This is a genomic window from Roseimicrobium sp. ORNL1 (assembly GCF_011044495.1).
In the GTDB taxonomy this organism is placed as follows: Bacteria; Verrucomicrobiota; Verrucomicrobiia; order Verrucomicrobiales; family Verrucomicrobiaceae; genus Roseimicrobium.
Window position 1 is genome coordinate 5,890,288 of sequence record NZ_CP049143.1, and the last position, 10,245, is coordinate 5,900,532.

The following is a 10,245-nucleotide window of genomic DNA, read 5'->3' on the forward strand; positions in this document are numbered from 1 at the left end:
TCGCGCGTCAATACATTTACGCGTGCAACCAACCTAGTAAGCGACGTTTTACGTCAAGCCCCCAACCACACGTCCCGATGCTCTGCGATAAACGCATCATCATTGAGATGCGGATATGCCTGATACACCCGGTCAATCTCATCCCTCTGCCCCGGGCTCAAACCTTCGTTTACATCGAGGCACCAGATGCCCTCCAGCAATCCTTGTCGACGGAGCACCTCATGGAGACCTGCAATACAACCGTGGTAATGATTTGCCGCATCGAAGAAGGCCGCATTGCAGTCAGTCACTTCCACACCCAGTCGCAGCAACTCTCCTGTCGGCTCCGAACCTCGCGTACGCTCATGGTATTCCACGGCACGCTGAGCCCATACCGACCAGTGCCCGAGTAATCCACCCACGATCCTCCGCGCTTTGCCGCCAAAGGAGTAGGGCGTAAGGAAGTCCGCAATGATGTTGTCATCGTTCCCCGTGTAGAGGGCAATGTCATCACGTCCTGCTTCTACGACCGCTCGAACCACGTCGAGCGTCTGATACCGGTTAAAAGGTGCAATCTTGATGGCCACCACGTTTTCAATCTCCGAAAACCGACGCCAGAAAGAGAACCCCAGCACGCGCCCCCCGACACTGGGCTGAAGATAAAAGCCCACTACGGGCATGACCTCTGCCACCGCACGGCAATGGGCGATCAACGCATCTTCACTTGCCTCGCGCATCGCCGCGAGACTCAGCAACACCGCGTGATAGCCCAGCTTCTCACACGTCTGCGCCTCAACAACCGCCTGCTGAGTTTCACCACACACGCCTGCGATGCGCACCAATGGTCGAGCAGCCCGATTCATCTCCTCGGCAGCCAGAGCCAGCACTGGTTCATACAAGCCCACACGTGGATCACGAATGGCGAACTGCGTGGTGTGCACTCCCACGGCAAGCCCCCTCACGCCAGCCGCGATGTAGTATCGCGAAAGCGCGCGCTGGCGCCGCTCATCCAGCTTCCGCGCGGAATTCAAGGCGAGCGGATGCGCAGGGATGGCGACACCCTTGTCCAATAGCGCGCGAATTTCCGGATTCATACCTTCTTCGCATAATGGATCTGACGTCCCACTTCCACGAATCCACACGAGGGGTAGAGATGTTGGCCCACGACGTTGTTCGCCATCGTCTCAATCATCACATACGCCACGCCCTCGCCCCGGCAGTACTCAATGGCACGCTCGATGAGGTTGCGCCCAATGCCACGCCCTTGCGCATTGCTGTCCACGGCGAGGTTGGGGATGCGCCCTTTGCCCACGGCCCTGTCAATGCGTGTGGAAATGTACCCCAATACGATGCCGTCCTCCTCCGCCACGAACACGCCATCGGGATTCACCTCGCAGTCTTCATCCACCTGACGCGCCTTCCGCCAGCGCCAGTCATGCCCGGCGAGTGGTCCAAAGTTACGCTCCACATGTTGATCGATCGCCGTGCCGTCGAATCCTTCGATGGTGATGCGCCGCATCTCTTCCAGATCACCGCTCTGATAAGGTCGTATGTTCATGGTCTGCTCAGAATTTTCCGTCTGTAGCTTCGAAGTGCGTGGGCTTGCTGATGGTAGCACCACCTTGCCGGAGCCATTGCGCAGTTGCTTGCATCATCGCTTCCAGGCTAACCTCAGGCGCTCCAAACCACTCGTACGAGCGGGATGCATCCCAGAGCCAAGCACGCTCTCCTTCCACTCGGGAGAAGGTGGCCTTCTTTCCCAGCAATTCACCAAACTGCTCCGCCAGCCACCTAACCGAAACACGTTCCAACCCCGTCACATTAAGCGCCAACGGTGGATTCGCCGCGTGTGCCAGGCATTGGATGGCACGCGCATTCGCATCCCCCTGCCAGATCACGTGCACCGCCCCCATGCTCACGTCCACGGGCAGTCCATTTGCCACCTTCTGTGCAATGTCCAGCAGCACTCCGTATCTCAAATCGTTCGCATAGCACAGGCGGAAGAAGAGCACCTTCGTGCCATGCTGTTTTGCAAAGTGGGCAAAGACCCGCTCACGACCCACACAGGTTGCCGCATATTCACCGGGAGGATCCAATGCATCCTCTTCGCGAGATCCCGGACCTCCCAGCGGCACCAGAGGATACACACAACCCGTGGAAAAGACCACGATGCGAGATCCGGCATAGCGCTCGGCCACATTCGCCGGCACGAGTGTATTCATCACCCAGGTGAGTTCCGGTGCCTCGCTCGTGCCAAACTTCTGTCCCGCCATGAAGATCACATTGGGCGCATCAGGCAAGGCTTGTACTGCAGAGCGATCCAGGAGATCACATGGGATCACCGTGACGCCGTGACCTTCGAGTTCCACCCGTGCCCTGATATCTGAAAAACGCGATACCGCGAAGACCCGCCTTTCACGCTGACCGACCTCGTCCAACCCACGACGCACCATGCGCGCCAGTGTCAGTCCCATCTTGCCTCCAGCCCCAAGTATCGCCACATCGCCCTCCAGCGCGCCGAGCGTTTCACACACTCCAGCGGTGGGCAGGCTCAGAAGGTCTTCAAGTTCGGCGACGTCGGCAGGTTCTTGCATGCGTTCTGGTAGCTGGCTCCACAAGTACGCTTCAGTCATCCATTTTTAGCCAGACACCCCACAATGGTGACAGAAGCACAAACTCACGTCAGAAGTTGATTACATCGTGGGTGGGAAACCAGCACCAACAGCATTCCCATCGCTCACTCACCAGATCTCTGCGATCTGGCGTCCCCGTCAGGAATCGAACCTGAATCTAGGGTTTAGGAAACCCTCGTTCTATCCGTTGAACTACGGGGACAAGTTGATTTTCAGCCAATTACGCCGTACTCATCCTTGAAAATCCAGCATGGTGCTGCCGGAGGTTCAACTTCGTCCGTCGTCATTCGCGAGAGGCCATCTTTGCATTGCCTCCTAACGGGTTCAAGCAGAACTCGCTCACTCGGTGGCGGATCCTGCCTCGCGATCCCTGAAGCAACTTGAGGTTCCCCTACGCTACCTACTGATGACTGCCGTCACTCAAGGCCGGTAAGGACGGGCTTTCCCTGTGTAGGGGTCCACTTGGATCGTGTAAAAATTCGCAGGCGGATCTTTCTCTACATCGGAGTCCGAAATCAATGTCAGGTAGGAATTGCTGATGTTCTTCGGGAGATTGGTGGTGCCGTTGGGATAGAAACGGACGGCGAAGTATTTCGCGGAATAGTCCTGCACATACTTTCTCCCATCATCAAGCAAGGGACCTGCGGCAAACGGGGTCAAGCTGCTCCTGGAAGCGATGACAATGCTCTCTCCCAAATCCACCACTTCTCCAGAAGGGGTTTCTGTCACAGGCTGACTGCCCGACCCTGCTTGAGCCTCCGTAGAGGCATTCGGCAACTCAAACACCTGGTAGGTGCGGAACTGCAGTCCACCCACCAGTTCATTTTCCTTCTCGTATTGATAAAACCGCATCTCCATGGGTCGATTCATGGTGGCTGCCATCTGCTGGACGAGGGCGATCTGATTGAGCAGCCGCTCGCCTGCTGTGGTAAGGCGGTTGCCCTGCAAGGTTCGGAACAGCGTAGGAGTGGCGAGTCCAACGAGAATCCCGATGATTGCCACCACGAGTAGCATCTCAATCAAGGTAAAGGCCGCGGAACGCTGTAGGGATGCGGGGTTTCGAAGAGCCCTCGCTTTTTTAGAGTGGAAAGAAGATGAGAGTTTCATGGGTTCTCAAACCTGGGGTTTCAAGTTCTGCCCTTCATAGACTCCACTTGGCAGTGCGGAGCGCGACCGTGGTAGTGAAGACGCGGAAATTGAGCTTCTGCTCCACGAGGTAGGCCTCCAGAGCCGCAAGATCTTCCCTGAGTCTCGAAGCATCTCCGAATTGCGCCCCAGAACCACCAACAAGATTGGGCATGCCACTTCCGTTCATGTCCTCCAACCTGAGTGCAGAAGCCTCATCGATAGCCACCAAGGTCACCTCCACCAGGGGCGGCAAGAGATGCTGGGTCCCCTGATTGGGTCCCGGCTCCGAATCCCGTCTGGAATCATATCGATAATCCGGCGCAATGTAAGTAGGCGGTTTCGCATTGGGCACATCTTCCCTGCTGACCTTGGGTGAAATAAATAGAGCCACCAGGTTCTCCGCGATTGGCCGCGCGTAATTGTTGGAGGCAGCTCCTGCAGACTTGTACCAATTCTCCGGCATCGCATAGACGAGGTTGTTCTCCGTGGGTGGAGCGAACTCCATCAGGCGAAACCGATAACGCACGGGCGGGCTTGCCAGCCCTGATAGAAAGGATGGACGGAAGGCCGCATCACTGCCGTGCTGGATGAAATATCCTCGAGCTGACAGCAAATGGCTCAACTTCTCATACTGCGCGTCATCAGAAACTCCCAAAGGTGCCTGAAAAAAGATGGCGTGGCTCGATACGCCAGTGGCAGTGAGCAGACTGGGGGCCGGTCCGCAGATGAAATGCAACTCCGATCTGCGGATATACCCCGACGGCGGCTCCAGGGGATCATCATCGTTTTCCCGATAGTAGTCCCAATAGGTATTGAGTGTCGACTGACTGATGCTACGCACGATCCGATCAAATGCTCCACGGGCTTCGCGAAACTGGGTGGCGCGTGATACGGATTGAGTCCACGCTTTCTGGGTTTCCCCAATGACGCTGGTGATTGTCAGCATCAAAATGGACATGATGGCCATGGACACCAGGAGTTCCACCAAGGTGAATCCGGCAACCTTCGAATGGTTGAGCCATTGTCCCCACGGTTTCATGACTTGCATGCTGGATCGAGTCGATTTCATGGCGATGAAATGTCCGGTGTAGTGCGGGAAATGAGTGCGGTATGAACTTTCACGAGCCGCGATGAACTTTGCGCGAAGTCGAACTCAGGATTCGTGCTCGAGGCCACCTCGATCTTCAGACGACGGATGTCCTGGGCCGGACCGCTGCTCGCTGTACTGGTGGAGTTTCCCGGCATCGGCACATTCCCATCCTGCACCTGGAGCCGGGCCACATACGCGAGGCGCATGTCCATGTCGGCACTTCCCCGGGGAATCTCCACCCCCTGGTCGTCGAAACAACGATTGGTCCGGGCTGATGCAGCAGGCCCATTCTTCTCCATGTAGGCTGCCCAGTCAGAGAGCTGCGCCTCGCCAACGATCTGCTGCACAATGCGGATCTCTGAGAGCGACCGGCTGCCATCACGCGCCATATCGAGACCTTGCGGAATCATCCCGAGCAATGTCAGGATGCCCAGCGATGCGATGCCGACGGCGATAGTGACCTCCGGCAACGAGAATCCATTTTCGGTGGGGGCTCGTCTTTTCATGGGAACTAGGGGGTGAAGGTTGCGCCTCTCTCAAGGAGAGAAGCGTTTCGTTTCCACAACCCGGAAACGGAAATAGTCCGTCAACGGATGGGGTGTGAAAGGATCATTGGCGGCAGCGTAGTCCGGAAGAGGATGCGCAGCGTCCTTCGCATCGATGTACCGCTCGATGATGGCAGACCCACGATACGCGCTGGTCACGGAATCCTTCTTCGGGTCGAACATCGTGGGATCTCCCGAACGGGCCTTCGTGATGGTCTGGGCGCGCACATACACCTTGAAGACATTCGACTGGGTGGTCAGCCTGGCATAGAGGTTTGAATAAGGAGCCTCACGAAGATTGTCCCCCGTCATCGAATTCGCTTCCCAGAACTTGGCCATCACTTGCTCACGGTTGGAGGCGGTAATGGTTTCAGGAAGCAGGGTGCTCTCACCAGCAGCATTGGTGCGGCTGGGAATGAGGTGGACTTCACAGATCTGGCTCGCCGTGCGGAAGAGTCCATTTGCCCCGCCCTTTGCCGCGTTGAAGTCGAATCGTTCATCGAACTGCTTGAGCGTCTTCTCCACATCGATCCTACGGTGCCAGTACTTGGCAGTTCCTTCCGATTCGGAGTACATCTTGTAGGCGTCCCAATCTGTGGAGGAAGTCGTGCGCCAGCTCTTGTAGATGGAAGCATCCGCCTTGGGCACAGTGCGCATCACCTCGCCCTTCATCAGTGCGTGCAACGCGGTGGCACGTTTGATGTGTGTGAAGGGGACCATCTGAAAGTTCAGGTTAATCTTCCCTGCGGTGGAGAAGGGATCGCTGATGGCATACGGTTCCACGACGGGCATCCGGAACAGTTCGAGCAGATAATGGTCCGCCGGTGTGGCCCCCGCAGCGCTGGCATGCAGCGGACTGCCGGGATGACTGTTCAACGAATTGGCTACCGAGGGATACTTCACGTGCGGCCTGAAAAGAAGCGTGCGCCACGGCACGCCAATGGCGGCTGCATTTGGGTGAACTGTACCTCCAGCAGCGCGGCTACCCCACACGCCTGTCGGCAGGGAGCCAAACATCACGGGGGATGTCACCATTCTGTTTGGCGTGAAGAAGCTCTCCGTGGCGGCGGCCTGGTACTGGGAGTCAACAAAGTAGGCGTTCCGGATGTTCACCTGCTTTCCTCCGTAATTTTTCTGAAGTTGACTCAGGTTCCCCTCGTCGGGCTTATTGATATACGCCCCATCCCGCGAGGTGCCCACGCCGTTGTCGAAGTCCCCATAGGCGTTGGCGTTCTTCGTGGACTCAGCATTCAGGATCGAGTCAGGAATGTATGCCGTGTTATAGTTTGCCCCCTGCACAAGGCGGAACTCATTGCTGCTCGATCCATAAGTACTTCCGCCCCTGTGAAAACCAGGCTCGGCGCTGGCATTGTGAGCGCTCAGGGAGTGCGCGAAAGGTGCATTCACATCACTCCAGAGAGGACTGGGAACCCAGAAATCCTCCGTCACCAGCTTGCGTCCTGCCAGGATCCGGTAGTCGCCATGCCGTGGCATCACGCTGCGAATGACATCGGTCCCCCAGCCATTGTCCGTGAGACGCGGATCACGCGCTCTCGGATTGATTCCCTTGTAGTTGCTGCTGTTGGGATCGTAGCCCCAAATGAAGGAATACGTTTGCGGGAAGTACCGCGCATCGCCAGCAGAACCGTTCCCGGAATTGCTTGTCTGATCGTAGAGCCTCAACCGGCCGCTGCTGCGCAGCAGCTCATTGTAGTTCGCGTGGCTGGAGGTCAGGTACTCGGTTCTCGGTGTCATGGTAACCGAGCCGGTTACCCAGTTTCCCCGGTACCGGTTCATGGCGCCGGCATAGTTGAAAGCCCACCAACGCGTGGCGTCCGTTATGCGCTGGGTGTAGGTGGTGCCACTGCTTTCCCATGTATCCTTCAAACTGGTGTAAGTCACCAACTCAGGAACAGGAGCGGCGTGCGTGCCCTCTGGGAACTTGACCTGAATCTCCTGGACTGGCTGGGCTCTCTTCCAGTCATGAGTGTCATAAATTTTGATCGTGAAATGCCCAGCCGGAAAGCGGAATTTCAACTGGGGCCCGGATACAGTCACAAAATTGCTGACCAGATCCATGTTGTCGAGCTTGCTGTGAGCCAGGTCGGATGCAGTGGTGTCATAACTGGGGTCATCCGGCATGGAATTCACGCCTTTGACCTGCTTGCCCACCGCGAAGGACCGGAAGTTCCCCACTCCACCCACAGGATGCGAACTCTGGCCGTCGAATACATTCGACCGCGATTTGGCCACCACGTCGGCAGTCGTACTGAAAAGGGATACAAAGGAGCCGGTCGAGTTCTCCACCTGGATCTGATTGATGTAGTTGCCGTCCACCACGTAAGTGAACTCCGGGTGCACCTTGGTCCAGCCCAGGGCACTCACGAAGGATTCCAGATGGATGCACGCTTGAATCCGCTTCTCGCCCTGCTTCAGTGGAACTCCCCGTTGCAACGTGGCATTCCAATTCTCAGGCTTGTATCCGGGATGGTTGGACGGATGCCTTGGCGAATCCAGCGCTGCAGTGCGATCGGTTCCGTAGAGCTGCGGCGAGCGCGTATCAATGCTGCCCCTGCCATTGGGATCTCCAGGGTAGGGAGGATAGTTGGAGTACCACACTGCCTTCTGCTGCCCCAAGAATCTGTCAGGCATGGAATCACGGGCCCAGTCATCACCGGTATAGTTAAGGCTGGGATCCACTCCGCTCCCCCCAGATCGCATGGCGCCGACTTGATACTTTTTCGCCGTCTTCCCACCGCTGATGACATTCTCGTTTGTGGGCTCGAAGGGAGGTTTTACCCATGTGCCATCCTGATTCTTGGTGGGAATCCGGTAGCTTCCTTCATCATTGTTGCCGTCCCCTGTGCAGATGAAGTGCAAGGCCACCTCAGAGATGGTTGGGAAGCGCCCCTGCCCACGGTAGGTTATATTGCTTCCCGGCGGATTCCACTCGGCGGGAGTCACCGCCCCGTGCCCCGGAAAGGAACCATTGTATATATCATCCGTTTCGATGCCGGTCCCCTTTCGCGTTTGTATGAATCTCTCTTCTGTGTAGGTCTTGCCGTCCCGGGGAGTGTTTTCATACTGCCATCTATAGTCGCCGGCACGATTGGTCCCTGTTTCTGGCTGCAGATTCTGCAGCTCACTTGGCTTTTTGGCCAGCATCGCATCATAGAGATTGGTGGTGCGAATGTAGTCGAAAATACTCACCAGGACCTGCCGGGAATCGTTGTCGCCATACTTGGTATGGAAAGATTGCCCATTTCCGCTGGCACCCGCAGGGAATACCTTCGTCATCAGCGCGTCCAGGTATCTCATCAGTGCATCGTTTCGCCGGAGCTTGATATCCACAGTAGCGCTGTGTGCCAGGCTCCGCCGGAAGTAGTAGCTATTCTCCTCTCCCGTACCTGTCTTGGAGATCGTCGAGCAAAAGGCGATCATGTTGTCAAAGCCTGTGCGGTAGCTCCTGCCTTTGCTCTCATCCGCTACGGGCCACATGGCCACCTTCGGCACGCCCAGGAAATTCACATCAGAGCCCCGGCTGTGCGCCGTCAGGAAAAAGCGCGTCCGCTCCAGGCTGGCGCTATCCAGGAGCTTCACGCCGTCCACGTTGAAGTCATTCTCCACCCGCTTTCCACCGGTAGCGGTCTCACTGAAAATCAACTCATCGAGTGAAGCAAAGAGACGCTCCTTCCGCGCTGCAAGCACGTCCACCGTGGTGGCTTGATCCTCTCCGAAACTCTCCGGCCCGAAGGGCACTGTGCCGCACCGCGATCCTCCACGATTAATCTTGGGGATGATCTCATAGATGCGCTCCTTGATGTTCCGGATCTGGGCGGTATTCGCCCCCTGGGCCATGATGTCCAGATTTACCTTGGGATAGAAAATGGTGCTGAGGGCCACTGTAGCGGGATGACCGGGAAACCGCTGGTACTCGTTCATCGCAGGCGGATACTCGGCATAGCGCCATTCACGCTCATGCAGAAAGGTCGGCACCCCCCAGTCTGTGGGCTCGGACGCAGTGTTGATATTGACCTTGCACGTCTCATCGTCCGTCCAGAAGGCCAGCCGCCCCACAATGGGATTCTCTGACGTCGGCATCGATCCCCCAGCGGGCGTAAACTTGTTCGAAGCATCGAGATGGCCGAGCGTTCCATCCTTCAGCACGTACAGCCACTGCACGGGCATGGGCAGACGTAGCGCATTTGCATCCGCGGAATCATCCGGAGTAACCACCCCCGACAACTCCGTTCCTGCATAGGTCTTCTTCCCATAAGAAAACCCCTCAATCGCCGCATTTCCCTTTGCTCCCTGATCCTGGAAAGCTCGTGGATCCACAATCGGAAAAAAGGTTTCCGTGCTTCCGTCACCGCTGCGGCTGGGCCGTACCACGGGCTCGTTGAGATCCACATAGCGGGCGAAATTTTGCTCACTGTTCCAGTCATCCGGCGGAGAGGAGTTGACCATGCGTAGCTCAGCGCTGGCTCCATTTCCCTTCACCACCATTTCTGAATCAGAATAGAGTTTGTACCCTGTAATGAATGCTCCACTGGCATTGTATTTCCGGGCCGCTCCGGGCTGTGTCGCGTGGAAAGTTCGGCTGTTCCCCTCCTGCCGCGATGCGCCCTGAAGTTGGCCAATGACGATATCGGTGGCCGTATCTGCCAGTAAACGCGCCCGTTGACCCGCGCTGTAGGCTTTCGAGCTTTTGTTATCCGTTGATGTCACGGATAGCAGCCCCAATACCAGCACCGTAGCCAGAGTCAGCATGGCTACCACCATGATAAGCGCCATTCCCTTGTTGTGTCGCAACCGGTTTGATGAGGTCGATCGAGTGTTCATGGATATGCACGTTTGGTTGATGTTGCGT

General features: G+C 56.9%; 7 protein-coding genes and 1 tRNA gene. All 8 read right to left on the bottom strand.

Annotation, left to right across the window (positions count from 1 at the left end; genetic code table 11):
* Nucleotides 1–53: 53 nt before the first annotated feature.
* Nucleotides 54–1,073 (bottom strand): dihydrodipicolinate synthase family protein, encoded by a 1,020-nt coding sequence (locus G5S37_RS23710; protein WP_165207330.1) that lies wholly within the window; start codon nt 1,071–1,073, stop codon nt 54–56.
* Complete coding sequence (locus G5S37_RS23715) at nt 1,070–1,537, bottom strand: GNAT family N-acetyltransferase (RefSeq protein ID WP_165207331.1); 468 nt, start codon at nt 1,535–1,537, stop codon at nt 1,070–1,072. Before G5S37_RS23715 ends, G5S37_RS23710 begins: the two co-directional genes overlap by 4 nt.
* Before the next feature lie 7 nt (nt 1,538–1,544).
* Nucleotides 1,545–2,573 carry an NAD(P)-dependent oxidoreductase gene (locus tag G5S37_RS23720; RefSeq protein ID WP_165207332.1) on the bottom strand — a complete coding sequence of 343 codons (1,029 nt, stop codon included), beginning with the start codon at nt 2,571–2,573 and terminating at the stop codon, nt 1,545–1,547.
* A gap of 166 nt (nt 2,574–2,739) precedes the next feature.
* Nucleotides 2,740–2,814: transfer RNA gene (locus G5S37_RS23725), tRNA-Arg, on the bottom strand.
* 218 nt (nt 2,815–3,032) lie between these two features.
* On the bottom strand, nt 3,033–3,719 hold the full coding sequence (gene vccD, locus G5S37_RS23730; protein WP_276616985.1) for a Verru_Chthon cassette protein D: 687 nt from the start codon (nt 3,717–3,719) through the stop codon (nt 3,033–3,035).
* Nucleotides 3,720–3,753: 34 nt separating this feature from the next.
* Nucleotides 3,754–4,809, bottom strand: coding sequence for a Verru_Chthon cassette protein C (gene vccC / locus G5S37_RS23735; RefSeq protein ID WP_165207334.1), 1,056 nt, complete (start codon nt 4,807–4,809; stop codon nt 3,754–3,756).
* Entirely contained in the window at nt 4,806–5,336 is a 531-nt protein-coding gene (gene vccB / locus G5S37_RS23740; protein ID WP_165207335.1) for a Verru_Chthon cassette protein B, read from the bottom strand. The genes vccC and vccB overlap by 4 nt, the downstream gene beginning before the upstream one ends.
* A 30-nt stretch (nt 5,337–5,366) precedes the next feature.
* Nucleotides 5,367–10,217 (bottom strand): Verru_Chthon cassette protein A, encoded by a 4,851-nt coding sequence (gene vccA, locus G5S37_RS23745; RefSeq protein ID WP_165207336.1) that lies wholly within the window; start codon nt 10,215–10,217, stop codon nt 5,367–5,369.
* Nucleotides 10,218–10,245: the final 28 nt, after the last annotated feature.

Bases quoted from the DNA above. Each gene is read 5' to 3' on its own strand.
- G5S37_RS23710 (WP_165207330.1), bottom strand. From the start codon at position 1,073: ATGAATCCGGAAATTCGCGCGCTATTGGACAAGGGTGTCGCCATCCCT.
- G5S37_RS23715 (WP_165207331.1), bottom strand. From the start codon at position 1,537: ATGAACATACGACCTTATCAGAGCGGTGATCTGGAAGAGATGCGGCGC.
- G5S37_RS23720 (WP_165207332.1), bottom strand. From the start codon at position 2,573: ATGCAAGAACCTGCCGACGTCGCCGAACTTGAAGACCTTCTGAGCCTG.
- vccD (WP_276616985.1), bottom strand. From the start codon at position 3,719: ATGAAACTCTCATCTTCTTTCCACTCTAAAAAAGCGAGGGCTCTTCGA.
- vccC (WP_165207334.1), bottom strand. From the start codon at position 4,809: ATGAAATCGACTCGATCCAGCATGCAAGTCATGAAACCGTGGGGACAA.
- vccB (WP_165207335.1), bottom strand. From the start codon at position 5,336: ATGAAAAGACGAGCCCCCACCGAAAATGGATTCTCGTTGCCGGAGGTC.
- vccA (WP_165207336.1), bottom strand. From the start codon at position 10,217: ATGAACACTCGATCGACCTCATCAAACCGGTTGCGACACAACAAGGGA.